The sequence below is a fragment of the Streptomyces sp. NPDC059787 genome, assembly GCF_042732315.1.
GTDB lineage: Bacteria > Actinomycetota > Actinomycetes > Streptomycetales > Streptomycetaceae > Streptomyces > Streptomyces atrovirens.
Genome location: NZ_JBHWHX010000023.1, coordinates 58,062 through 82,948, shown reverse-complemented (window position 1 = coordinate 82,948; position 24,887 = coordinate 58,062). Strand labels below are relative to the sequence as shown.

Annotated in this window: 20 protein-coding genes; 1 reads left to right on the top strand and 19 read right to left on the bottom strand. The window is 72.5% G+C overall.

Going from position 1 to position 24,887, the window contains the following annotated elements:
* Positions 1-22 precede the first annotated feature (22 nt).
* The 7 genes from ACFV5H_RS22270 to fmt form a co-directional block, all read right to left on the bottom strand.
* Positions 23-475 (bottom strand): Lrp/AsnC family transcriptional regulator, encoded by a 453-nt coding sequence (locus ACFV5H_RS22270; protein WP_030867804.1) that lies wholly within the window; start codon positions 473-475, stop codon positions 23-25.
* 10 nt (positions 476-485) lie between these two features.
* Positions 486-1,964, bottom strand: coding sequence for an amino acid permease (locus ACFV5H_RS22265; protein WP_385051693.1), 1,479 nt, complete (start codon positions 1,962-1,964; stop codon positions 486-488).
* Positions 1,965-2,249: 285 nt separating this feature from the next.
* Complete coding sequence (locus ACFV5H_RS22260; RefSeq protein ID WP_385196877.1) at positions 2,250-3,692, bottom strand: GuaB1 family IMP dehydrogenase-related protein; 1,443 nt, start codon at positions 3,690-3,692, stop codon at positions 2,250-2,252.
* Positions 3,693-4,191: 499 nt separating this feature from the next.
* The gene (locus tag ACFV5H_RS22255) at positions 4,192-5,235 is read right to left on the bottom strand and encodes a sugar-binding transcriptional regulator (RefSeq protein ID WP_385051695.1); all 1,044 of its coding nucleotides are present in this window, start codon (positions 5,233-5,235) and stop codon (positions 4,192-4,194) included.
* Between the two features lie 78 nt (positions 5,236-5,313).
* Positions 5,314-6,000 (bottom strand): ribulose-phosphate 3-epimerase, encoded by a 687-nt coding sequence (rpe, locus tag ACFV5H_RS22250; protein WP_385051698.1) that lies wholly within the window; start codon positions 5,998-6,000, stop codon positions 5,314-5,316.
* Between the two features lie 259 nt (positions 6,001-6,259).
* Positions 6,260-7,678 carry an RsmB/NOP family class I SAM-dependent RNA methyltransferase gene (locus ACFV5H_RS22245; RefSeq protein ID WP_385051700.1) on the bottom strand — a complete coding sequence of 473 codons (1,419 nt, stop codon included), beginning with the start codon at positions 7,676-7,678 and terminating at the stop codon, positions 6,260-6,262.
* Between the two features lie 66 nt (positions 7,679-7,744).
* On the bottom strand, positions 7,745-8,677 hold the full coding sequence (fmt, locus tag ACFV5H_RS22240) for a methionyl-tRNA formyltransferase (protein WP_385051702.1): 933 nt from the start codon (positions 8,675-8,677) through the stop codon (positions 7,745-7,747).
* Between the two features lie 328 nt (positions 8,678-9,005).
* On the opposite strand from fmt, the gene ACFV5H_RS22235 reads away from it, so the two are divergent.
* Positions 9,006-9,554, top strand: coding sequence for a hypothetical protein (locus ACFV5H_RS22235; protein WP_385051704.1), 549 nt, complete (start codon positions 9,006-9,008; stop codon positions 9,552-9,554).
* An 88-nt stretch (positions 9,555-9,642) separates the two neighbouring features.
* Here the strand turns inward: ACFV5H_RS22235 and ACFV5H_RS22230 are convergent, their stop codons facing one another.
* The 12 genes from ACFV5H_RS22230 to ACFV5H_RS22175 form a co-directional block, all read right to left on the bottom strand.
* Positions 9,643-11,790 carry a primosomal protein N' gene (locus tag ACFV5H_RS22230; RefSeq protein ID WP_385051706.1) on the bottom strand — a complete coding sequence of 716 codons (2,148 nt, stop codon included), beginning with the start codon at positions 11,788-11,790 and terminating at the stop codon, positions 9,643-9,645.
* Between the two features lie 324 nt (positions 11,791-12,114).
* Positions 12,115-13,323, bottom strand: a complete 1,209-nt coding sequence (metK, locus tag ACFV5H_RS22225) for a methionine adenosyltransferase (RefSeq protein ID WP_385051708.1) — start codon at positions 13,321-13,323, stop codon at positions 12,115-12,117.
* A 237-nt stretch (positions 13,324-13,560) separates the two neighbouring features.
* Positions 13,561-14,763 (bottom strand): bifunctional phosphopantothenoylcysteine decarboxylase/phosphopantothenate--cysteine ligase CoaBC, encoded by a 1,203-nt coding sequence (coaBC, locus tag ACFV5H_RS22220; protein WP_385051710.1) that lies wholly within the window; start codon positions 14,761-14,763, stop codon positions 13,561-13,563.
* 121 nt (positions 14,764-14,884) lie between these two features.
* A complete protein-coding gene (rpoZ, locus tag ACFV5H_RS22215; protein ID WP_004933985.1) occupies positions 14,885-15,157 on the bottom strand; it encodes a DNA-directed RNA polymerase subunit omega in 273 nt (90 codons plus the stop codon).
* 62 nt (positions 15,158-15,219) lie between these two features.
* Positions 15,220-15,777: a guanylate kinase gene (gmk, locus tag ACFV5H_RS22210; RefSeq protein ID WP_030867773.1), complete on the bottom strand. Its 558-nt coding sequence runs from the start codon at positions 15,775-15,777 to the stop codon at positions 15,220-15,222.
* A gap of 60 nt (positions 15,778-15,837) precedes the next feature.
* A complete protein-coding gene (locus ACFV5H_RS22205; RefSeq protein ID WP_003977346.1) occupies positions 15,838-16,161 on the bottom strand; it encodes an integration host factor in 324 nt (107 codons plus the stop codon).
* 256 nt (positions 16,162-16,417) lie between these two features.
* The gene (gene pyrF / locus ACFV5H_RS22200; protein ID WP_385051713.1) at positions 16,418-17,263 is read right to left on the bottom strand and encodes an orotidine-5'-phosphate decarboxylase; all 846 of its coding nucleotides are present in this window, start codon (positions 17,261-17,263) and stop codon (positions 16,418-16,420) included.
* Positions 17,260-18,366, bottom strand: a complete 1,107-nt coding sequence (locus tag ACFV5H_RS22195) for a quinone-dependent dihydroorotate dehydrogenase (protein WP_385051715.1) — start codon at positions 18,364-18,366, stop codon at positions 17,260-17,262. Before ACFV5H_RS22195 ends, pyrF begins: the two co-directional genes overlap by 4 nt.
* Positions 18,367-18,603: 237 nt before the next feature.
* Positions 18,604-21,912: a carbamoyl-phosphate synthase large subunit gene (carB, locus tag ACFV5H_RS22190; protein WP_385051717.1), complete on the bottom strand. Its 3,309-nt coding sequence runs from the start codon at positions 21,910-21,912 to the stop codon at positions 18,604-18,606.
* Positions 21,905-23,047, bottom strand: a complete 1,143-nt coding sequence (gene carA / locus ACFV5H_RS22185) for a glutamine-hydrolyzing carbamoyl-phosphate synthase small subunit (RefSeq protein WP_385051719.1) — start codon at positions 23,045-23,047, stop codon at positions 21,905-21,907. The genes carB and carA overlap by 8 nt, the downstream gene beginning before the upstream one ends.
* Positions 23,044-23,604: a hypothetical protein gene (locus ACFV5H_RS22180; protein WP_385051721.1), complete on the bottom strand. Its 561-nt coding sequence runs from the start codon at positions 23,602-23,604 to the stop codon at positions 23,044-23,046. Before ACFV5H_RS22180 ends, carA begins: the two co-directional genes overlap by 4 nt.
* Positions 23,601-24,887: a dihydroorotase gene (locus ACFV5H_RS22175; protein ID WP_385196832.1), complete on the bottom strand. Its 1,287-nt coding sequence runs from the start codon at positions 24,885-24,887 to the stop codon at positions 23,601-23,603. Before ACFV5H_RS22175 ends, ACFV5H_RS22180 begins: the two co-directional genes overlap by 4 nt.

Sequence of the window (24,887 nt, the reverse complement as noted above, 5' to 3'; positions counted from 1 at the left end):
GCGTACGCCGGAACGGGGCTCCCTACGCGGGCGATCCCGACGAGAACCGGCGCAGCAGCGGGGACAGCACCAGCACGGACTTCGTCCGCTCGACGAACGGCTCGCCCGCGATGCGTTCCAGGACCCGTTCGAAGTGGCGCATGTCGGAGGCGAAGACCTGGGCGACCGCGTCCGCGTCACCGGTGACGGTGGAGGCGGCCACGACCTCCTGGTAGCGCTCCAGGCCCCGCTGGATGGTCTCCGGGGAGGTGTTGCTGCGGCAGTAGATCTCGACGAACCCCTCCGTCTCCCAGCCGAGGGCGGCCGGGTCCACCCGTACGGTGAATCCGGTGATGGCCCCGGTGGCGCGCAGCCGGTCCACACGCCGTTTCACGGCGGGCGCGGACAGGCCGACGAGCTGGCCGATGTCCGCGTAGGAGCGGCGGGCGTCCTCGGCGAGGGCGTGCACGATGCGTTCGTCGAGATCGTTCAGCACTGCGGGTGGTTCACTTCGCTTCTGGTGCGGCGGGGACGGCGAGCCGGGAGCGGCGGTGGCCGTACAGGAAGTAGAACACGAGCCCGGCGGCCATCCAGACACCGAAGACCACCCAGGTGACGGCCGACAGGCTGCCCATCATCCACAGGCAGAACGCGAAGCCGACGGCGGGCAGCACCGGCGACAGCGGTACCCGGAAGGTGCGGGGCATGTCGGGGCGGGTCCGGCGGAGCACCACGACGGCGACGTTGACCAGCGCGAAGGCGAACAGGGTGCCGATGCTGGTGGCGTCGGCGAGCTGGCCGAGCGGGATGGCGGCGGCCAGTACGCCGCAGAAGAGGGAGACGATCAGGGTGTTGGTGCGGGGCGTGCCGGTCTTCGGGCTGACCTTGCCGAACGCCTTGGGCACCAGTCCGTCCCGGGCCATGGCGAACAGGATGCGGGTCTGGCCGTAGAGCACGGTCAGGACGACGCTGGCGATGGCGATGACGGCACAGAACGCCAGCAGGGTGCCCCAGAAGCCCTGACCGGTGACCTCGCGCATGATCTGGGCGAGCGTGGCCTCGGAGTCGGTGAACTGCCGCCAGGGCTTGGCGCCCACGGCGACGGCGGCGACCAGGACGTACAGCGCGGTGATGATGGCGAGCGACAGCAGGATCGCGCGGGGCAGGTCGCGCTGGGCGTTCTTCGCCTCCTCGCCGGCGGTGGAGGCGGCGTCGAAGCCGATGTACGAGAAGAAGAGCGTCGCCCCGGCGGCGCTGACGCCGGCCATGCCGAGCGGCATGAAGTTCTCGTAGTTGCCGGAGCGGAAGCCCTGGACGCCGATGGCGCAGAACAGCACCAGCGCGCCGATCTTCACGACGACCATGACCGTGTTGGCGCGGGCGGACTCGCGGGCGCCGCCCATCAGGAACGCCATGGCGAGCAGGACGACGATCAGCGCGGGCAGGTTGAAGACGCCGCCGTCGCCGGGCGGGGCGGAGAGCGCGGCCGGGATGGTGACGCCGATGGTGCCGTCGAGGAGTTCGTTGAGGTACTCGCCCCAGCCGACGGCGACGGCGGCGACCGACACGCCGTACTCCAGCATCAGGCACCAGCCGCAGACCCAGGCGACCAGCTCGCCCATCGTTGCGTACGCATACGAGTAGGAGGAGCCGGAGACCGGGATGGTGCCCGCCAGCTCGGCGTAGGAGAGGGCGGAGAAGAGGGCCGTCAGACCGGCTATGACGAAGGACAGCGTGACGGCCGGGCCGGCCTTGGGAACGGCCTCGCCGAGGACGACGAAGATGCCGGTGCCGAGGGTGGCGCCGATGCTGATCATGGTCAGCTGCCACAGTCCGAGGGACCGCCGCAGGGAGCCACCCTCACCCTGACCACCCTCCGCGACCAGGCGTTCCACGGGCTTGCGGCGCATCAGGCGCGCGCCGAGGCCCGGGGAAGGCGGGGCGGCGGGGCGGCCGTTGTGCGGGGGTGCGCCTTGGTCGAGCACGCGCTGACTCCTTCGTCGCTGCCGGTCTTCCGCGGCAGGGGACCGACGGCGTCCCGCGACAGCCGGGACCCGTCGAGCGGGGTCCCCGCCACACACGTACAGCGCGTAACCCTACGAGGTTCTTCGTTGCTCCTGAAATGCAGCAACCTTGCGCACCACCGCAAGATCATTGCGTTACCGGCGGGGACGCGGGTGTTCGTTGCGCGGGGGCTTTCGACCGTTGCGCGCCGGCCCCCGTCGATCCCGGGGCGGGGTCGGCGGGGGCCGGGCGGGGGTGAGGGCCCGTCAGCTCCAGCTGGCGTGCAGCGGCTTGCCCTCGGCGTAGCCGGCGGCGCTCTGGACGCCGACGACGGCCTTCTCGGCGAACTCCTCGAGCGATCCGGCCCCGGCGTAGGTGCAGGAGGAGCGGACGCCCGCGATGATCGAGTCGATCAGGTCCTCGACGCCGGGCCGGTTGGGGTCGAGGAACATGCGGGAGGTGGAGATGCCCTCCTCGAACAGCGCCTTGCGGGCGCGGTCGTACGCCGACTCCTCGGAGGTGCGGTTGCGCACGGCACGCGCGGAGGCCATGCCGAAGGACTCCTTGTAGGGGCGGCCGTTCGCGTCGTGCTGGAGGTCGCCCGGGGACTCGTAGGTCCCGGCGAACCAGGAGCCGACCATCACGTTGGACGCGCCGGCGGCGAGCGCCATCGCCACGTCGCGCGGGTGCCGGACACCACCGTCGGCCCACACGTGCTTGCCGTACTTCCTCGCCTCGGCGGCGCACTCCAGGACGGCGGAGAACTGCGGCCGGCCGACGCCGGTCATCATGCGGGTGGTGCACATGGCGCCGGGGCCCACGCCGACCTTGACGATGTCGGCGCCGGCCTCGATCAGGTCGCGGACGCCCGCGGCGGCGACGACGTTGCCGGCGACGACCGGCACCCGCGGGTCGAGGTCGCGGACCAGCTTCAGGGCGCTGATCATCGACTCCTGGTGCCCGTGCGCGGTGTCGATGACGAGCGTGTCGACGCCGGCGTCCAGCAGCTGCTGGGCCTTGCCGGCCACGTCGCCGTTGATGCCGACGGCGGCGGCTATGCGGAGCCGGCCCTGCGCGTCGGTGGCCGGGGTGTACAGGGTGGCGCGCAGGGCGCCCTTGCGGGTCAGGATGCCCGCCAGACGGCCGTCCTGGTCCACGGCGGGCGCGTAGCGGCGGTTGGCGGCGTCGAGGGTGTTGAAGGCCTCGCGCGGGTCCATGTCCGCGTCGATGAGGATCAGGTCCTTGGACATGACCTCTTCGAGCTGGGTGAAGCGGTCCACGCCGGACAGGTCGGTGTCGGTGACCACGCCGACCGGCCGGTGCCCGTCGTCGACGACGACGCCCGCGTTGTGCGCGCGCTTGGGCAGCAGGGCGAGCGCGTCGGCGACGGTCTGGTGCGGGGCCAGCACGATCGGGGTGTCCAGGACGTGGTGGCGGCCCTTGACCCAGGACACGACCTCGGTGACGACCTCGATCGGGATGTCCTGCGGGATGACGACGAGTCCCCCGCGCCGGGCCACCGTCTCGGCCATGCGGCGTCCGGCGATGGCGGTCATGTTCGCGACGACCAGCGGGATGGTGGTGCCGGTGCCGTCCGGCGAGCTGAGGTCCACGCCCTGCCGCGAGCCGACCGCGGAGCGGCTGGGCACCATGAAGACGTCGTCGTACGTCAGGTCGTACGCGGGCTGGATGTCGTTGAGGAAACGCACGTGCTGCACATCCCAGTCGATCAGAGGTGGCCCCCGGACAGGTCAGCCAGGGGGAAGAGCACGTACTTCATTGTCCCATGACGACCGGAACGCCCGCTCCGGGCGGATCATCCAGGCTGGTCAGAGCCCTGCTCGGAGGATCCTCCAAGGGGCGGGGCCACGGTGGGCGCCGGTGTCCCGGGCGGTCGCCCGGCGCCGCCGCGTACGACGACCGGCAGCCCGCGCTCCACGGCGCCCTCGGGCCGGACGGTGCGGCCGGAGAGGGAGCCGGCGAGGGCGTCCCGTCGCGGCCGAACCGGTCGGACAGGTCCGGGGCCCGGGCGCGGCGATCCATCAGGCCCGCCTCGCCGGTGACCCCGTCGAGGACCGGCGCGGCCACGAGCCGGCCGGTCAGGCCGTACGTCACCTCAGCAGGTGGTGGCCGGGAGGCGGAGGAGCGGGGCCTGTCGCGGCACCATGCGGCCGGTGCTGCCGGGCCCGCCCCCCGCCTCACTCGCCGTCAGTGGCCGTCCGGGTCCGCGCGGTTGAGGGCGGACCGCGGGGTGGGCCCCGCCGTCATCAGGTAGTCCGCGGCCGACGTGTCCGTCACCAGGCTGGTGACGAGACCGGAGCGCAGTACGGCGTCGATCGCGGGCCCCTTGCGCTGTCCGCCCGCGATCGCGACGACCTCGGGCACCCGGCGCAGCTGGTCGGTCTTGACCGTGATGCACCGCTCCCCCAGGTCCCGGCCGACCCTGCGCCCCTCCGAGTCGAAGAGGTGCGCGGACATCTCCGCGGCGACCCCGAGGGAGGCGTAGTGCGCCCGCTCCTCGTCGCTGAGCATGTCGTGCACCGTGGAGATGCCCGGCTCCCAGGAACCGATGGAGACGCAGGCGACGGTGACCTTGTCGAAGTACTCGAAGGCCCGCGCGATCCCGGTCTGGTGGCGCAGCGCCTGAGCGGTGGCCGCGTCCGGCAGCAGCATCGGCGCGTAGATGGGGTGGGCGTCGCCGCCCGACACCTGTGCGGCACGCCGCACGGCCTCCACCGAGCCGCGCTCGGCGGTCCCGGCGTCGTACACGCCCGTGAGCTGCACGACCGTGCAGGGCGGCAGCCGGTCCAGGGCCGCCGCCATGTGGATGGTGGACCGGCCCCAGGCCAGACCCAGCACATCCCCTTCGTTGACCAGCTCGCCGAGCAGGTCGGCGGCCACCTCTCCCAGGTTCTCGGGGTCGGGTGTCTCCTCGGCCTCGGCCGGGGACTCGACCACGACGGCGTGCCTCAGGCCGTACCGGGCGCGGAGCGCGTCGGAGCGCTCCGCGTCCAGCTCGGCCGGCACGCGGATCTCGATCCGTACGAGATCCCGTTCGAGGGCGGTCTCCAGGACCCGGGCCACCTTGAAGCGGCTGACGCCGAACTCCTCGGCGATCTGGATCTTGGATTTGCCCTCGAGGTAGAAGCGGCGGGCCATGGCCGCCGCCTGCACCAGCTCAGCGGGTCCCATCCGCATGGCTGACCGGCCCGCCGACATACCCGACACGGCGATCTCCTCACTGCTGTTCACACTCTGGATTCGCCGTTCATCCTTGCAGATCCGGCGCGGTCGATCAGCCCTCCCGGGCGCCGTTCATGTTCCTGACGCTCAGTGGTCGCATGCCCATGATGCCTTGGCCGTCGCGGCCTCCGCCTGGTTGCGCAGTGCACGTACCGCCTCGGCCGGGTCCGCCGCCCCGTACACGGCGGAACCCGCGACGAAGACATCGGCGCCGGCGTCGGCGCACCGCTCGATGGTGGACGCCGAGACCCCGCCGTCGACCTGGAGCCAGAGCTCCAGACCGTGCTTGCGGATCAGCTCGCGGGTGCGGCGGATCTTCGGAAGCATGATGTCGAGGAACGCCTGCCCGCCGAAGCCGGGCTCGACCGTCATGATCAGCAGCATGTCGAGCTCGGGGAGCAGGTCCTCGTACGGCTCGATGGGGGTGGCCGGCCGCAGCGCCATGGAGGCGCGGGCGCCCTTGGCGCGGATCTCCCGGGCGAGCCGCACGGGCGCGGTGGCCGCCTCGACGTGGAAGGTGACCGAACCGGCCCCCGCCTCCACGTACTGGGGTGCCCATCGATCGGGGGCCTCGATCATCAGATGGCAGTCCAGCGGGGTGTCCGTCGCACGGGCGAGCGACTCCACGACCGGCACGCCGAGCGTGAGGTTCGGGACGAAATGGTTGTCCATGACGTCGACGTGGAGCCAGTCGGCGCCGTCCACCGCCTTCGCCTCGTCGGCGAGGCGGGCGAAGTCGGCGGACAGGATGCTGGGGTTGATCTGCGCGGCCATGCACCAAGCGTGCCATGTCCTGCGGGGGTTGCTCGCACCGGTCCCGCGCGGGCCCGGCGGCGCTCGCCTCCGGCGCGACCGTCGTACCGGGCATGTGGCGGTGCCGCCGACCGCCGGGACGAACTCCGCCAGGTGCCCCGGCCCGGCCGCCCTGGGCCTGCTCGTCGTGCGGTCGGTGCCGGCCCCGTGTCCCTTGTTCACGGACGTGGCCCGAAGGCGCGGTGGCCGGCCCGCGAGGACGGCGGCCGGGAGGCGGCCGTCAGCCGGTGCGGCGGATGAGGGCCAGGTACATCGCGTCGGTGCCGTGCAGATGCGGCCACAGCTGTACGTCGGGGCCCTCGCCGAGATCCGGTACGCCGGGCAGCAGCGGCCGGGCGTCGATCAGATCGGTGTCCGGGAACTGCTTGAGGAGGTCACCGACCACGGCCCGGGTCTCCGCCAGGTGCGGGGAGCAGGTGGCGTAGCCGACGACACCGCCGACCCGTACGGACTCCAGGGCGGTGCGCAGCAGCCCGCGCTGGAGGGGGGCGAAGCCGTCCAGGTCCTCCGGGCGGCGCCGCCAGCGCGCCTCGGGGCGGCGGCGCAGGGCGCCGAGGCCGGTGCACGGCACGTCGACCAGCACCCGGTCGAAGCTGCCGGGCCGCCACGGCGGGCGCGTCCCGTCGGCGGCGACGACCTGGTACGGCCCCGGGTTCCCGGCGAGCGCCTTCGCCACCAGTCCGGCCCGGTGCGGCTGCTTCTCGGAGGCCAGCAGCACGGCGCCCCGCTCGGCGGCGAGCGCGCCGAGCAGCGCGGCCTTCCCGCCCGGTCCGGCGCACCCGTCCAGCCACATCCGGTCGGGGCCCTCGAGGGGCGCGTCGGCGAGCGCGAGCGCGACGAGCTGGCTGCCCTCGTCCTGCACGCCGGCCCGGCCCTGGGCGACCGCCGTGATGGCGCCCGGCTCCCCGCCCTCGGTGAGCCGCACCGCGTACGGCGACCAGCGGCCGGCGACGGCGGCCTCCTCGTCGAGCAGTTCGGTGGTGGTCGCCCGTCCGGGACGGGCGACCAGGGTCACCTCGGGCCGCTCGTTGTCGGCCCGCAGCAGCTCCTCGACGCCGGCCCGGCCGCCGCCGAGGGAGTCCCACAGCGCGGAGACGACCCAGCGGGGGTGCGAGTGCACCACGGCGAGGTGGTCCTCGGGGTCCTCGTCGTAGGGCGGCGCGACCCGCTCCAGCCAGCCGTCGAGGTCGTCCTGCGCGATCTTGCGCAGCACGGCGTTGACGAACTTGGCACGGCCGTCGCCGAGCACCACCCGGGCCAGTTCGACCGTGGCGGACACGGCGGCGTGCGTCGGGATGCGCGTGCCCAGCAGCTGGTGCGCGCCGAGGTTCAGCACGTCCAGCACCGGCGGGTCCACCTCGCGCAGCGGCCGGTCGACGCAGGCGGCGACGATCGCGTCGTACGTCCCCTGGCGGCGCAGTGTGCCGTACACCAGCTCGGTGGCCAGCGCCGCGTCGCGCGCGTCGAAGTCGCCGTTCTCGCGCGCCTTGCGCAGCAGCGGGGGCAGGACGAGGTTGGCGTACGCGTCCCGCTCGTCGACGGCCCGCAGGGCCTCGAAGGCGAGGACGCGGACGGGGTCCTTCTTGGGCCGGCGGTAGGGCTTGGCGGGCTTGCGGGGCCGACGGGGCTGGTCGCTCACGAAAAGGTGCTCCGGATGTGGGGTGAGATGCGCGGTCCAGCCTACGTCGTGGAGGCCCCGGGGGCGTCAGGCGCCGACGGTCTCCCCGGCGGCGATCCGCACCCCGCGCGCCCAGTCCGCCGCCCGCATCGGCTTCTTGCCCTGGGGCTGCACCCACAGCAGCTCCACGGCGTACGAACCGGTACCCACGTGCACGTTGTTCTTGCCGGCGGACAGCTGCCCCGGCGCGAGGTCGGTCAGGTCCGGTACGGGGGCGGCCTGGACGATCTTCAGCCGCTCGCCCCGGAAGGTGGTCCAGGCGCCGGGCGCGGGGGTGCAGCCGCGCACCACGCGGTCGACGCGCAGCGCCGGGGTGTTCCAGTCGACGTGGGCGTCCTCGACGGTGACCTTGGGGGCGAGGCTGATGCCGTCGGCGGGCTGCGGTACGGCCTTCAGGGTGCCGTCCTCGATGCCGTCCATGGTGGCGGCGAGCAGCCCGGCACCGGCGAAGGCGAGCCGGGTGAGCAGGTCGCCGCTGGTGTCGGTGGGGCGGATCTCCTCGGTGACGGTGCCGTAGACGGGTCCGGAGTCGAGGCCCTCCTCGATGAGGAAGGTGGCGGCGCCGGTGATCTCGTCGCCGGCCATGATGGCGTGCTGCACGGGTGCGGCGCCGCGCCAGGCGGGCAGCAGCGAGAAGTGCAGGTTGACCCAGCCCCGGGCGGGGATGTCGAGGGCGGCCCTGGGCAGGAGGGCGCCGTAGGCGACGACGGGGCAGCAGTCCGGCGCGATCTCCTCGAGCCGCTCCAGGAACTCGGGGTCCCGGGGCTTCACCGGCTTCAGCACCTCGATCCCGGCCTCCTCCGCCCGCTCGGCGACGGGGGAGGCGACGAGCCTGCGCCCCCGCCCGGCGGGCGCGTCGGGCCGCGTGACGACGGCGGCCACCTCGTGCCGCCCGGAGGCGAGAAGAGCGTCCAGTGCGGGAACGGCGACCTCGGGGGTACCGGCGAAGACGAGCTTCATGGGGTGCTTGGGGCCTCTCGGGCGGGAACGGACACGGCAGCGCACCAGTCTATGGGGCGGCGTCGAAAGCACCTGTGTGGGACGAGCCGACGGCGGCGAACCCCCACGGCGGACGTCCACCTCTCGACTGACTGGAAACGGGTGGTGCGCGAGCGGGAGAAATCCGCCCGGCCGAAGGCCGGGGCACACCCCGCGCGGGGGCGTACGCATATGCCGCCACGCCCCCACCCCGTGACCCGCGGAGCGCTCCCGCGTTGGTCAGCGAAGAGTTGACCACGGGCCCCGACACGGGCTCAATTCCTTTCACGCCGGTTCGAGAGGCTTGTTCATGGCCGACCACGCAACCCACGACGCCCAGGCTCGGGCCAGCCTGCACTTGCTGGTGCGGGACATCGAGCGGGTCCGCCGGCAGGTGGACGCGTTGCGCACGCTCACCGCCCAGCTGGGCAACGTCTACCGCCCGCGCCGCTCCGGGCCCTCCACGGGCTTCGTCGTCTACGGACGCGCCCCCGCCCCCACGGTCCGTCTCGCCCAGGAGCTGCGGGACAGTGTCGAGACCCTGGTCACGGCGGCCGTTGACTTCGACCGTTCCCTGGGCTTCTCGTGGGACGCCGTGGGCTCGGCGCTCGGGGTCACCAAGCAGGCGGTCCACCGCCGCTACGGCGCCCGCCGTGCCGCCGCCCAGGCGTCGGCGGCCGGCGAGGCCGCCGCGGAGGCGCCGGGCACGCGCACGGTGAACGCGGTCGCCGGCGTCACCACGGTGCCGACGGTCCCCGCCCCCGCGGCCCACTCCATGCCGACCCAGCCCACGGCCGGCAGTCCGTCCTTCCGCGACGACCCGCGCCCGACGGCCTTACCCTCTCCCCGCAACGGCTGAGCCCCCGCTCGCCGCACCGCACCCCGCCCTCCCGGACGCACCGCCCCCGGGAGGGCGCGGCACGTCCCGGCGGGTTCGGCCGGTGTCCTCAGCCGATGTCCGGGGGATCGACGCGGACCCATACGGGGGTGTTCCCGCCGCGGGCCATGCGGGTCGCCTGGGCCGACTTCAGCGCGGCGGTCAGCGCGGCGCCGTTGCCGGGAGGCACCCGGACCAGTGCCCGGTCCCAGTGTTCGCCGGGGGGCGGGGCGCCCGGCCGGCGCGGGCGGCCCGCCGGAGTGACCGGCAGGGGCACCGGGCCCAGGATCTCCGCCCGCGCGGGCAGCTCCACCGCGCGGAGGAACTCGGCCACCGCCTCGCCGGGCCCCGACACCGCAGCCATCCGCGACACCGGCGGGAATCCCAGTTCGCCCCGCTCGGCCAGTTCCCGTACCGCGTGCCCGACCGGGTCCCACCGGACCAGCGCCTGCACGGGCCGCAGGGTCGGCTCGGCGACCACGACCACCGTGCCGCCCTCGGGCTGCGGCCGGACCAGCGCCGCCGCGCCGATCCAGCGGCGCAACGCGTCCTCCCCGGCCCGCAGATCGGGCCGGCCCAGCATGGCCCACCCGTCCAGCAGCAGCGCCGCCGCGTATCCGCCCTCGGCCACCGGCTCCGCGCCGGGGGTGCTGACCACCAGCGCGGGTGTCCCCGGCACCGTGTCCAGCACATGCTCGCGCCCGGAGGTGCGCACCGGGACCGCGGGGAAGGCGCGGCCCAGCTCCTCGGCGGTCCGCCGGGCCCCGACCACCTGGGCCCGCAGCCGGAATCCGCCGCACTCGGGGCAGTGCCAGCCGCTCTCCTCGCGCCCGCACCACTCGCACCGCAGATCGTCGGCCCCCTGTGCCTGCAGCGGCCCGGAGCAGTGCCGGCACCGCGCGGGTGCCCGGCAGCCGGCGCACGCCATCCGCGGCACATATCCACGGCGGGGCACCTGCACGAGCACCGGTCCGTGCCGCAGCCCCTCCCTGGCGGCCTGCCAGGCGAGACTCGGCAGCCGCGCCGCGCGGGCGGCCTCGTCACGCGCGAGGTCCCCGTCCCCCACGGTCCGTACCAGCGGCGCGGCGGCCCGCACCCGCTCCCTCCCGGCGACCAGCGGCCGGGCCCAGCCGGTCTCCACCAGCTGGGCGGCCTCCACGGTGCAGTGCCGGCTGCCCAGCAGGAAGCCGCACCTGTCCTGCGCCGCCCGCAGCAGCAGCACCTCACGGGCATGGGGCTGCGGGGCGTGCGGCTCGCTGTGGCTGTCGTCGCCGTCGTCCCAGACGGCGACCAGTCCGAGGTCCCGTACCGGTGCGAACATCGCCGCCCGCGTCCCGATGACGGCCCGTACGGAGCCCCGCCGTACGGCGAGCCACCGCGCGTACCGCTTCTCCGGCCCGGCGTCGGCGGTGAGGACCGCGTGCCGTCCCTCCCCCAGCAGTTCGGTGAGCGCCGCGTCGGCGCGGGCCACGGCCCTTCCGTCCGGCAGGACGACCAGAGCGCCGCGCCCGGAGGCCAGGGTGGCGGCGACGGCCCTGGCCAGTTCCTCGCTCCACCGCGACCCCGGCAGCGCGTTCCACACGGCCCGTGGGGCGCCTCCCGAGGCCAGTGCCTCCAGGAAGGCGGGCCCCTGCTCGTACCGCTCCCAGGAGCCGGGGGCGGGCGCCGGGGGCGGCGGCAGCGGGTCGGGGGAGGGCCGCTGCTCGGCGCGGGCGTTGCGCGGCGGCACGGCGAGCTGGAGGACGTCGGCGAGGCTGCCCGCGTACCGGTCGGCGACCGCGCGGGCGAGGCCCAGCAGCTCCTCGTCCAGCACCGGTTCGGGCGAGACGACCTGCGCCAGCGCCGCCAGGGGCCCCGAGTAGTCGGACTCGGCGAGCCGCTCGACGAGGAACCCGTCGATCAGTCCGCCGCCCTCGCGCCGCCCCTCCCGCACCCGGTGCCGTCCGGCCCCGAACCGCACCCGCACCCGCACCCCCGGCTGCGCGTCGGCGTCCAGCTCCGCGGGCACGGCGTAGTCGAAGTAGCGGTCGAGGTGGAGCACGCCCTTGTCGACGAGGACCCGGGCGACCGGCAGTTCCCCGGCGAGCGCGGCGCCGCGCCAGGTGCGCGGTTTGGCCCGGGGCGTCCTGGCCTTGCGCACGCTCTCCCGGATGAGCGCGAGCTGCTCGGGCGGCGCGCCCTCCGCGCCGCCGTCCGACTGTCCGTTCTCGCTGCTCACGCCTGCATTCTTACCAAACACCACTGACAGCGACGCCGGTCCGGGGCCGAGGCGGGTGCGGATCACGAACGCCCGAGGGCGCTTCCGCCCCGGTCCGCTCGGCCCCACCGGTCCGGGACCGGCGGCGGGATTCGGACCTGCGAGGGTCGTCACCCGGAAGTATCCGTGCCCTTCGCACCGGGCCGTGCCGTCGCCGCGCTCACAGCACAGGGCTCACTCCCGCGGCGTGCGCGGGCGTTCACGGCGGAGCGGCTCGTACGCGCCGAGGCCCGGCCGCCCCTCGAAAGGGGCGCCGGGCCTCGGTCGGACGCGGGGTGGCAGGGTCTACAGCCCCGCCGCCTTGCGCAGGGCGTCCACGCGGTCGGTGCGCTCCCAGGTGAAGTCGGGCAGCTCACGGCCGAAGTGGCCGTAGGCGGCGGTCTGGGCGTAGATCGGGCGCAGCAGGTCGAGGTCGCGGATGATCGCGGCCGGGCGGAGGTCGAAGACCTCGTCGATGGCCTTCTCGATCTTCTCGGTGTCGATCGTGGCGGTGCCGAAGGTCTCGACGAACAGGCCGACCGGCTCCGCCTTGCCGATGGCGTACGCCACCTGGACCTCGCAGCGGGCGGCCAGGCCGGCCGCCACCACGTTCTTGGCGACCCAGCGCATCGCGTACGCGGCCGAGCGGTCCACCTTGGAGGGGTCCTTGCCGGAGAAGGCGCCGCCGCCGTGGCGGGCCATGCCGCCGTAGGTGTCGATGATGATCTTGCGGCCGGTGAGGCCGGCGTCGCCCATCGGGCCGCCGATCTCGAAGCGGCCGGTCGGGTTCACCAGCAGCCGGTACTTCTCGGTGTCGAGCTTGATGCCCTCGTCCAGGAGCGCCTTCAGCTCCGGCTCCACGACGAACTCGCGGATGTCGGGGGCGAGCAGCGACTCCAGGTCGATGTCGGAGGCGTGCTGCGAGGAGACGACCACGGTGTCCAGACGGACCGCCTTGTCGCCGTCGTACTCGATGGTGACCTGGGTCTTGCCGTCGGGGCGCAGGTAGGGGATGGTCCCGTTCTTGCGCACGTCGGAGAGGCGCTTGGACAGGCGGTGCGCGAGGAAGACCGGCAGCGGCATCAGCGTCGGCGTCTCGTCCGTCGCGTAGCCGAACATCAGGCCCTGGTCGCCGGCGCCCTGCCGGTCCAGCTCGTCCTCGTCACCCTCGACGCGGGCCTCGTAGGCGGCGTCGACGCCCTGCGCGATGTCCGGGGACTGTGCGCCGATGGACACCGAGACGCCGCAGGAGGCGCCGTCGAAGCCCTTCTTCGAGGAGTCGTAGCCGATCTCCAGGATCTTGTTGCGCACCAGCGTCGCGATGTCCGCGTACGTCTTGGTGGTGACCTCGCCGGCCACGTGCACCAGGCCGGTGGTGATCAGGGTCTCGACGGCGACCCGGGAGGTCGGGTCCTCGCGGAGGAGCGCGTCGAGAATGGTGTCGCTGATCTGGTCAGCGATCTTGTCGGGGTGACCCTCGGTCACGGACTCCGAGGTGAACAGACGACGGGACACAACGCTCCCTGGGGTTGCAGCGGCTGCTGGCTGATCATTGGCGGACGGCGGGGGCTGCACCCGACGCCGTCCGTGGAACAGTTTATCGGTCGCGCTTCGCCACGGGTCCCCCCGTCTCGTCTCGCGAGAGCGCTGTGACCTGCGGCACGGGCATTCTGCCCATGCCGAGCGAGGTTGGCCAGAGGCGCCACGCCCCGAAGGACGAGGTTTCGGGAACCGGACGACGAAATGAATCACTCATCCGAGGCGTTCGGCCACCAGGTCCCATACGGTTTCGGCCAGGGCTTCCTTCGGGCCGTGCGCGACGGGGGTCTCGCTGCCGTCGGTGCCCAGCACCACGGCCTCGTTCTCCTCGGAGCCGAAGGTCTTGCGCTCCCCCACCTCGTTCACCACCAGCAGATCGCAGCCCTTGCGCTTCAGCTTGGCGCGGCCGTTGGCGAGCACGTCGTCGGTCTCGGCGGCGAAGCCGACGATCACTTGCCCGGCGCGCACCCGGTCGCCGGAGATCTCGGCGAGGATGTCCGGATTCCGTACCAGGGTGATGGGTGCGGGCTCCTGGTCGTCCTTCTTCTTGATCTTGCCGGTGGCGTAGGCGGACGGCCGGAAATCGGCGACGGCCGCGGCCATGACCACGGCGTCCGCGTCGGCGGCGGCGCCGAGGACGGCCTCGCGCAGCTCCACGGCGGTCCCGACCCGGACGAGGTCCACGCCCGCCGGGTCGGGCAGGGCGGTGTTGGCCGCGATCAGTGTGACGCGGGCGCCGCGGGCGGCGGCGGTGCGGGCGAGGGCGTAGCCCTGCTTGCCGGAGGAGCGGTTGCCGAGGAAGCGGACGGGGTCGAGGGGCTCGCGGGTGCCTCCGGCGCTGACGACGACGTGCCGGCCCCTGAGGTCGGGCTCGGTGACGCCGCGGGCCAGCACCCGGCGGCAGACCTCGAAGATCTCGCCCGGGTCGGGCAGCCGGCCCTTGCCGGTGTCGGCGCCAGTGAGACGGCCGACGGCCGGTTCCACGACGACGGCGCCGCGGCGGCGCAGCGTGGCCACGTTCTCCTGGGTGGCCGGGTGCTCCCACATCTCGGTGTGCATGGCGGGGGCGAAGACCACCGGGCAGCGGGCGGTGAGCAGGGTGTTGGTGAGGAGGTCGTCGGCCAGGCCGTGGGCCGCCTTGGCCAGCATGTCCGCGGTGGCGGGGGCGACGACCACCAGGTCGGCGTGCTGCCCGATGCGGACGTGGGGCACCTCGTGGACGTCGTCCCAGACCTCGGTGGAGACCGGGTTTCCGGAGAGCGCGGACCATGTGGCGGCGCCGACGAAGTGCAGCGCGGAGGCGGTGGGGACGACCCGGACGTCGTGTCCCGACTCCGTCAGCCGCCTGAGCAGCTCACAGGCCTTGTACGCGGCGATGCCGCCGCTGACCCCCAGAACGACCTTCGGCTTGTCCACCGTCTCTCCCCGGACCTCGGAAATGTGCGACCACCCCCCATGAGACACCACAGGCCCGGCAACGTGCTGCCGGGCCTGTGGAAAAGTCAGCTGCAATCAGCTGATACGACTTACCGACCGATTACTGACCGGGGCCTTCGACGGCCTCGGAGGTCAGCAGTCCCGCGTTGATCTCGCGCAGGGCGATCGAGAGCGGCTTCTCGTGGACGTGGGTGTCGACGAGGGGACCGACGTACTCGAGCAGGCCCTCACCGAGCTGCGAGTAGTACGCGTTGATCTGGCGGGCCCGCTTGGCCGCGTAGATCACGAGGCTGTACTTCGAGTCCGTGGCCTCGAGGAGCTCGTCGATCGGCGGGTTGATGATGCCCTCGGGCGCGGAGATGGAAGAGGACACGCTCTACCTTCCGATGGATGGGAAAGATTCAGTCGGCGCGATGGGTGAACGATTGCTCACGATCACACGACGTTCATCAAGGCTAGCAGCTCGCGGGCCACGTCCTCGACGGAGGTGTTGACCAGGGTGGTGTCGAACTCCGGCTCGGCGGCCAGTTCGGTCTTCGCGGCCTCCAGCCGGCGCTCGATGACCTCGGGCGACTCGGTGCCCCGGCCCGTGAGCCTGCGCACGAGCTCCTCCCAGGAGGGAGGAGCCAGGAACACCGACTGGGCCTCGGCCATGGACTCGCGGACCTGCCGCGCGCCCTGGAGGTCGATCTCCAGCAGCACGGGCACACCCGCCTCCAGGTGCTCCAGCACCGCCGCGCGGGGGGTGCCGTAGCGGTTGCCCGCGAACTCGGCCCACTCCAGCAGCTCGCCGTTGGCGATCAGCTTGTCCATCTCCTCGTCGGTGACGAAGAAGTAGTGGACTCCGTGCTGCTCCCCGGGGCGGGGCGCCCGGGTCGTCGCCGACACCGAGAGCCAGACCTCGGGGTGTTCCTTGCGCATATGGGCGACGACCGTGCTCTTGCCGACCCCGGAGGGGCCGGAGAGCACGGTCAGCCGCGGACGTTCAGTCATGCAGCGATTATTCCAGCAATCGCGGGATGCCCGGGACGCCGGTCCCGGACCGCCCCGCGCTCAGGAGCCGGTGCTGCCGAACTCGCGCTCCAGGGAGGCGATCTGGTTGGACCCGAGACCACGCACGCGGCGGCTCTCGGAGATGCCCAGTCGCTCCATGATCTGCTTGGCGCGGACCTTGCCCACGCCCGGCAGGGACTCCAGCAGGGCGGAGACCTTCATCTTGCCGATGACGTCGTTCTCCTGGCCCTGCTTGATGACCTCGTGAAGGGAGGCGCCGGAGTGCTTGAGTCGATTCTTGACCTCGGCCCGCTCCCGGCGAGCCGCGGCGGCCTTTTCGAGCGCGGCTGCGCGCTGTTCAGGGGTAAGGGGCGGAAGAGCCACGCCTGCGTCACCTCGGATGTCGAACTGTCGGATACGGACCGGTGAGGAACCTAGTCGCCCCACACCTGGGGAGTCACGAACGACACCGTCGCCCGTTCACTCTCCGTCGGAGACTAGCGGCCAACTCCGCCGGAGTCAGCGAGAACTGCGGAAAAGTCCTGGTCAGCCTCTGTCAGGCCGGACATTTAAGACATAATCCCCTGGATTTGAGGATGTATCCAGAGTCCGACGACCACGGATTCCCTCGTCGGCCGGTTCAGGCCGGCGTCACTGCGGCCCTGATCTCCTCCGCGAACCGCTCCGCGGCGTCACGCAGAGCGACCGCGTCGGGACCGTGGCGCAACACTCCCCGGCTGACGTTCGGCACCACGTTGCGCACCGCGTCGCCGAAGACCGCCGGGAGATCGGCCGCCGTGGCCCCCTGCGCGCCGATACCGGGCGCGAGAATCGGCCCGCCCATGTCCAGGTCGTACGAGGAGAGGTCGCCGAGCGTCGCGCCGACCACCGCGCCGAAGGACCCGAGCGGCTCCTCGCCGGCGTTCTCGACGGCCAGGTGCCCGAGCACGGTCGCCCCGACGGTGCGCCCGTCGGCACGGACCGCGTGCTGGACCTCGCCGCCCTCCGGGTTGGACGTCAGCGCCAGCACGAACAGCCCGGTGCCGGTCTCCCGGGCCAGCGCGACGGCCGGGCTCAGCGAGCCGTAGCCGAGGTACGGCGAGACCGTGAGCGCGTCGGAGAACAGGGGCGCGTCCTTGTGCAGGAAGGACTCGGCGTAGGCGGCCATGGTGGAGCCGATGTCGCCGCGCTTGGCGTCCATGACGACCAGCGCGCCGGCCGCCCGCGCCTCCTGCACCGTCCGCTCCAGGACGGCGACACCGCGCGAGCCGAAGCGCTCGAAGAAGGCGCTCTGCGGCTTGAGCACGGCGACGCGGTCGGCGACCGCCTCGACCACCGTGCGGCTGAACCGCTCCAGGCCCGTCACATCGTCGTCCAGGCCCCACTCGGCGAGCAGGGAGGCGTGCGGGTCGATGCCCACGCACAGCGGGCCACGCTCGTCCATCGCGCGGCGCAGCCGCGCGCCGAAGGGTTCCGGGCCGGTCATACCGTCGTCCTCACGTCGGCGCCCACCGCGTCGGCGAGCGTGGCGTACGGGCTGGTGCGCAGCCGCGCGGCGAGCCCCTTGTGCATGGCGCGGCCCCAGAAGGGGCCCTCGTAGATGAACGCGCTGTACCCCTGGACCAGCGTGGCACCGGCCAGGATGCGCTGCCAGGCGTCCTCGGCGTTCTCGATGCCGCCGACGCCGACCAGGGTGATCCGGTCGCCCACGCGCGCGTAGAGGCGGCGCAGCACCTCCAGGGAGCGCGCCTTGAGGGGGGCGCCGGAGAGGCCGCCGGTCTCCTGGACGAGGGCGGGCGAGGACGCCAGGCCGAGTCCCTCGCGGGCGATGGTGGTGTTGGTGGCGATGATGCCGTCCAGGCCGAGTTCCACGGCGAGGTCGGCGACCGCGTCGACGTCCTCGTCGGCGAGGTCGGGGGCGATCTTCACCAGCAGCGGCACCCGGCGGGCGGGCACCGTACGGTCGGCGGCCTCCCGGACGGCGGCGAGCAGCGGACGCAGGTGGTCCACGGCCTGCAGGTCGCGCAGTCCGGGCGTGTTCGGGGAGGAGACGTTGACGACCAGGTAGTCGGCGTACGGCGCCAGCCGCTCGGCGGACTTCACGTAGTCGGCGACGGCCTCGTCCTCCGGCACGACCTTGGTCTTGCCGATGTTGACGCCGACGACCGTCCTGAAGACGGGCGTACGGGAGGCCAGGCGCGCGGCGACGGCGAGCGAGCCCTCGTTGTTGAAGCCCATGCGGTTGATCAGGGCCCGGTCGGCGACCAGGCGGAACAGCCGCTTCCTGGGGTTGCCGGGCTGCGGCTCCCCGGTCACCGTGCCGATCTCGACGTGGTCGAAGCCGAGCATCGCCATGCCGTCGATCCCGACGGCGTTCTTGTCGAAGCCGGCGGCGAGACCGAACGGGCTGTGCAGGCGCAGCCCGAGGGCCTCGGTGCGCAGCTCCTTGTGGCGGGGGGCGAGCACGGCGGCGACGAAGGTGCGCAGGCCGGGGACGCGCGCGACGAGACGGATCCAGCGGAAGGCCAGGTGGTGGGCCTGCTCCGGGTCCATCCGCTGGAAGAGCAGAGCGAAGAGAATCTTGTACATGGTGTCCTCATGAAGAGGGGGACACCGTTTCCGGTGTCCCCCTGGGGGCTGTCGGGGCCGGCCCGGCGGATCATGCCGGAGACGCGGGGCCTGGCACGCACATCTGCGGCGTTGTCGTCGGTTGTCGACGCTCCGCGTCGACGCCCTCCTCCGCCTTGCAGCTGCACGCACCAGACCCCGCTCACATGCGCTGCAAGGCACCGCCGGTTTCCTCCGGCCTGATCCGCCGGACAGGCCCTAGTCGCGGGCCGCGGTCAGATGTTCCGCGTGTTCCTGCAGTGAGCGGACGCCCACGTCGCCGCGGTTGAGCGCGTCGATGCCCTGGACGGCGGCGGCGAGCGCCTGGACCGTCGTCAGGCACGGCACGGACCGGGCCACCGCCGCCGTACGGATGTCGTAGCCGTCGAGGCGGCCACCGGTGCCGTACGGGGTGTTGACGATGAGGTCGACCTCGCCGTCGTGGATGAGCTGGACGACGGTCTTCTCGCCGTTCGGGCCGGTGCCCTCGGACTGCTTGCGCACGACCGTGGCGTTGATGCCGTTGCGCCTGAGGACCTCGGCGGTGCCGGAGGTGGCCATCAGCTCGAAGCCGTGGGCGACCAGCTCGCGGGCCGGGAAGATCATCGAGCGCTTGTCTCGGTTGGCGACCGAGATGAACGCGCGTCCCTTGGTCGGCAGCGGGCCGTACGCGCCCGCCTGCGACTTGGCGTACGCCGTGCCGAAGACGGAGTCGATGCCCATGACCTCGCCGGTGGAGCGCATCTCCGGGCCGAGCACGGTGTCGACGCCGCGGCCGTGGATGTCCCGGAAGCGGGACCACGGCATCACGGCCTCCTTGACGGAGATCGGCGCGTCCAGCGGCAGCTCGCCGCCGTCGCCGTTCGCCGGGAGCAGGCCCTCGGCGCGCAGCTCGGCGACGGTCGCGCCCAGCGAGATCCGCGCGGCGGCCTTCGCCAGCGGCACCGCGGTCGCCTTCGAGGTGAAGGGGACGGTGCGCGACGCGCGCGGGTTGGCCTCCAGGACGTACAGGATGTCCCCGGCCAGCGCGAACTGGATGTTGATCAGACCGCGCACGCCGACGCCTCGCGCGATGGCCTCCGTGGAGGCGCGCAGCCGCTTGATGTCGAAGCCGCCGAGCGTGATCGGGGGCAGGGCGCACGCCGAGTCGCCGGAGTGGATGCCGGCCTCCTCGATGTGCTCCATGACGCCGCCGAGGTAGAGCTCCTCGCCGTCGTACAGGGCGTCCACGTCGATCTCTATGGCGTCGTCGAGGAAGCGGTCGACGAGCACCGGCCGGGAGGGGCTGATCTCGGTCGACTCCGCGATGTAGGACTCCAGGCGGGTCTCGTCGTAGACGATCTCCATGCCGCGTCCGCCGAGCACGTAGGACGGGCGGACGAGGACCGGGTAGCCGATCTCGTCGGCGATGGCCTTGGCCTCGGCGAAGGTGGTGGCGGTGCCGTGCTTGGGGGCCGGCAGTCCGGCCTCCTTGAGGACCCGGCCGAAGGCGCCGCGGTCCTCGGCGGCGTGGATGGCCTCCGGGGAGGTGCCGACGATCGGCACGCCGTTGTCCTTCAGCGCCTGCGACAGGCCGAGCGGGGTCTGGCCGCCGAGCTGGACGATCACGCCCGCGACCGGTCCGGCCTGCTGCTCGGCGTGGACGATCTCCAGGACGTCCTCCAGGGTGAGCGGCTCGAAGTAGAGCCGGTCGGAGGTGTCGTAGTCGGTGGAGACGGTCTCCGGGTTGCAGTTGACCATCACGGTCTCGTAGCCGGCGTCGCTCAGCGCGAAGGAGGCGTGGACGCAGGAGTAGTCGAACTCGATGCCCTGGCCGATGCGGTTCGGGCCGGAGCCCAGGATGATCACCGCGGGCTTCTCGCGGGGCGCGACCTCGGTCTCCTCGTCGTAGGAGGAGTAGAAGTACGGCGTCTTCGCGGCGAACTCGGCGGCGCAGGTGTCGACCGTCTTGTAGACCGGGCGGATGCCGAGCGCGTGCCGCACCTCGCGGACGACGTCCTCGCGCAGGCCCCGGATCTCGGCGATCTGCTGGTCGGAGAAGCCGTGCCGCTTGGCCTCCGCGAGCAGCTCACTCGTCAGCTCGGGGGCGGCGGCCAGCTCGTCGGCGATCTCCTTGATGAGGAAGAGCTGGTCGACGAACCAGGGGTCGATCTTCGTGTACTCGAAGACCTCCTCGGGCGTGGCGCCCGCGCGGACGGCCTGCATGACGGCGTTGATCCGGCCGTCGGTCGGGCGGACCGCCTCGCGCAGCAGCTCGGCCTTGTCACCGGGCTCGCCGACGAAGGTGAACTGGCTGCCCTTCTTCTCCAGCGAGCGCAGCGCCTTCTGGAAGGCCTCGGTGAAGTTGCGGCCGATGGCCATGGCCTCGCCGACCGACTTCATGGTGGTGGTGAGGGTGGAGTCGGCGCTCGGGAACTTCTCGAAGGCGAACCGGGGGGCCTTGACGACCACGTAGTCGAGCGTGGGCTCGAAGGAGGCCGGGGTCTCCTGGGTGATGTCGTTCGGGATCTCGTCGAGGGTGTAGCCGACGGCGAGCTTGGCGGCGATCTTGGCGATCGGGAAACCGGTCGCCTTGGAGGCCAGCGCGGACGAACGCGACACGCGCGGGTTCATCTCGATGACGATGACCCGGCCGTCCTCGGGGTCCACCGCGAACTGGATGTTGCAGCCGCCGGTGTCGACGCCCACCTCGCGGATGATCGCGATGCCGACGTCGCGCAGCACCTGGTACTCGCGGTCGGTGAGCGTCATCGCGGGCGCGACGGTGATCGAGTCGCCGGTGTGCACGCCCATGGGGTCGAAGTTCTCGATGGAGCAGACGACCACGACGTTGTCGTTCTTGTCGCGCATCAGCTCCAGCTCGTACTCCTTCCAGCCGAGGATGGACTCCTCCAGGAGCACCTCGGTGGTCGGCGAGAGGGTGAGGCCCTGGCCGGCGATGCGGCGCAGCTCCTCCTCGTCGTGGGCGAAGCCCGAGCCGGCGCCGCCCATGGTGAAGGAGGGGCGGACGACGACGGGGTAGCCGCCGAGCGTTTCGACCCCGGCGAGGACGTCGTCCATGGAGTGGCAGATGACCGAGCGGGCGGACTCGCCGTGCCCGATCTTCTTGCGGACCTCCTCGACGACCTCCTTGAACAGGTCGCGGTCCTCGCCCTTGTTGATGGCCTCGACGTTGGCGCCGATCAGCTCGACGCCGTACTTCTCCAGGACGCCGTTGTCGTGCAGCGAGATGGCGGTGTTGAGGGCCGTCTGGCCGCCCAGGGTGGGCAGCAGCGCGTCGGGCTGCTCCTTGGCGATGATCTTCTCGACGAACTCGGGGGTGATCGGCTCGACGTAGGTGGCGTCGGCGATCTCCGGGTCGGTCATGATCGTCGCCGGGTTGGAGTTGACGAGGATCACCCGCAGGCCCTCGGACTTCAGCACGCGGCACGCCTGGGTGCCGGAGTAGTCGAACTCGGCGGCCTGGCCGATGACGATCGGGCCGGAGCCGATGACCAGGACGGACTGGATATCGGTGCGCTTAGGCACGCTGGCCCTCCATCAGGGAAACGAAGCGGTCGAACAGGTAGGCGGCGTCGTGGGGGCCCGCTGCCGCTTCGGGGTGGTACTGGACGCTGAAGGCCGGGCGGTCGAGCAGCTGGAGGCCCTCCACCACGTTGTCGTTCAGGCAGACGTGGGACACCTCGGCGCGGCCGAACGGGGTCTCGGAGACCTTGTCCAGCGGGGCGTCGACGGCGAAGCCGTGGTTGTGCGCGGTGACCTCGACCTTGCCGGTCGTACGGTCCTGCACCGGCTGGTTGATGCCGCGGTGGCCGTACTTCAGCTTGAAGGTGCCGAAGCCGAGCGCGCGGCCCAGGATCTGGTTGCCGAAGCAGATGCCGAAGAGCGGGGTGCCGCGCTCCAGGACGCCCCGCATCACGGAGACGGGATGGTCGGCGGTGGCGGGGTCGCCGGGGCCGTTGGAGAAGAACACGCCGTCCGGGTTCACGGCGTAGACGTCGTCCACGGTCGCGGTGGCCGGCAGGACGTGCACCTCGATGCCGCGCTCGGCCATGCGCTGCGGGGTCATGCCCTTGATGCCGAGGTCGACGGCGGCGACCGTGAACTTCCTGTCGCCGATCGCGGGGACGACGTACGGCTCGGTGGTGGCGACCTCGGCGGACAGGTCGGCGCCCTTCATCTGGGGCGCCTCCTGGACGCGGGCCAGCAGCGCCGCGTCGTCGCGCACGGTGTCGCCGCTGAAGATGCCGACGCGCATGGCGCCGCGCTCGCGCAGGTGGCGGGTGAGCGCGCGGGTGTCGATGCCGCTGATGCCGACGACGCCCTGCGCGGCGAGCTCCTCGTCCAGCGAGCGCCGGGAGCGCCAGTTGGAGGGCGTGCGCGCGGGGTCGCGTACGACGTAGCCGGAGACCCAGATCCGCTTCGACTCTGCGTCCTCGTCGTTGACACCGGTGTTGCCGACGTGCGGGGCGGTCATCACCACGACCTGGCGGTGGTACGACGGGTCGGTGAGGGTCTCCTGGTAGCCGGTCATGCCGGTGGAGAACACCGCTTCGCCGAAGGTCTCCCCCACCGCCCCGTAGGCACGGCCGCGGAAGATCCGGCCGTCCTCCAGGACGAGTACGGCGGGAACCTTGGTGGTTCCCCTGGTGGAGGTTGTCATCGTGCGCCTTCCGTCTTGTTGATCATCTGGTTCAGGGCCTCGGCCCATTCGTTGTGCTCGGCCGCGTGGTCGGAGCGGAAGCCGGAGTCGATCTGCCGCTCGCCGTGCGCCCAGGTGACGACCAGCAGGCCGCCCTCGGTGAGGACCTTGCCGGCGATGCCCTTGTCGAGCCGGGCCCCGCGCAGCGCGTCCGCCGGGACGAAGAAGTCGTTCGCCCCGGGGCGTACGACGTCCAGTCCGGCGTCCGTCAGCGTGAGCTCGGCCCGGCTGCGGGTGCCCAGGCCGTGCGCCACGATGCGGTCGAGCCACTGACCGGCGGTGGTGGAGCCGTGGTAGCGGCCGCTCATCGTCAGTTTCGCCGGACCGGGGTCGTCCGGCACGGTGGGCAGCTCGGGCAGGTCGCCCTGGAGCGTGCCCCGCCACTTCCAGCCCTCGCGCATCAGCCAGTAGACGAGCGCCACGAAGAGGGCGAGTCCGACGACCCAGCCGATCCGGGCGGCCCAGTCGGTCACTTCCGCCGATTCCTTCTCGGCGGCCAGCAGGAGTACAGGTGTCACGTGAGCTTCCCGTCGACGAGCGTGGCCTTGCCCCGGAGCCAGGTGTGCGTGACACGGCCCGGCAGCTCGCGGCCCTCGTACGGGGTGTTGCGGCTGCGCGAGGCGAAGCCCGCGGGGTCCACAGGGCCACGGTATGCCGAGTCGACGAGGGTGAGGTTGGCGGGCTCACCTGCCGAGACGGGACGGCCGTGGCCCTCGGCCTGTCCGATGCGCGCGGGCGTGAAGGACATGCGGTCGGCGACGCCGGCCCAGTCCAGCAGACCCGTGTCGACCATGGTCTCCTGCACCACTGACAACGCGGTCTCCAGGCCGACCATGCCCATGGCGGCGGCGGCCCACTCGCAGTCCTTGTCCTCGTGCGGGTGCGGGGCGTGGTCGGTGGCGACGATGTCGATCGTGCCGTCGGCGAGCGCCTCGCGCAGGGCCATGACGTCGCGCTCGGTGCGCAGCGGCGGGTTGACCTTGTAGACCGGGTTGTACGACCGGACCAGCTCGTCGGTGAGGAGGAGGTGGTGCGGGGTGACCTCGGCGGTGACGCGGATGCCGCGGGACTTGGCCCAGCGGACGATCTCGACGGATCCGGCGGTCGACAGGTGGCAGATGTGGACGCGTGAGCCGACGTGCTCGGCGAGCAGCACGTCCCGCGCGATGATCGACTCCTCGGCGACGGCCGGCCAGCCCCCGAGGCCGAGTTCGGCGGAGACGACGCCCTCGTTCATCTCGGCGCCCTCGGTGAGGCGGGGCTCCTGTGCGTGCTGGGCGACGACGCCGCCGAAGGCCTTCACGTACTCCAGGGCGCGGCGCATGATCACGGCGTCGTGGACGCACTTGCCGTCGTCGGAGAAGACGGTGACGCCGGCCGCGGACTCGTGCATGGCGCCCAGCTCGGCGAGCTTCTGCCCCTCCAGGCCGACGGTGACGGCGCCGATGGGCTGCACGTCGCAGTAGCCGGACTCCTGGCCGAGCCGCCAGACCTGCTCGACGACGCCGGCGGTGTCGGCGACCGGGAAGGTGTTGGCCATGGCGAAGACGCTTGTGTAGCCGCCGCTCGCCGCCGCGCGGGTGCCGGTCAGGACGGTCTCGGAGTCCTCGCGGCCGGGCTCGCGGAGGTGGGTGTGCAGGTCGACCAGGCCGGGCAGGAGGATCTTGCCGGTGGCCTCGACGACCTCGGCGCCCTCGGCGGAGAGCTCGGTGCCGACCTGGGTGATCGTTTCGCCGTCGATCAGGACGTCCTGCGGCTCGCCGCCGAGCACCTTCGCACCGCGGATCAGGATCTTGCTCAT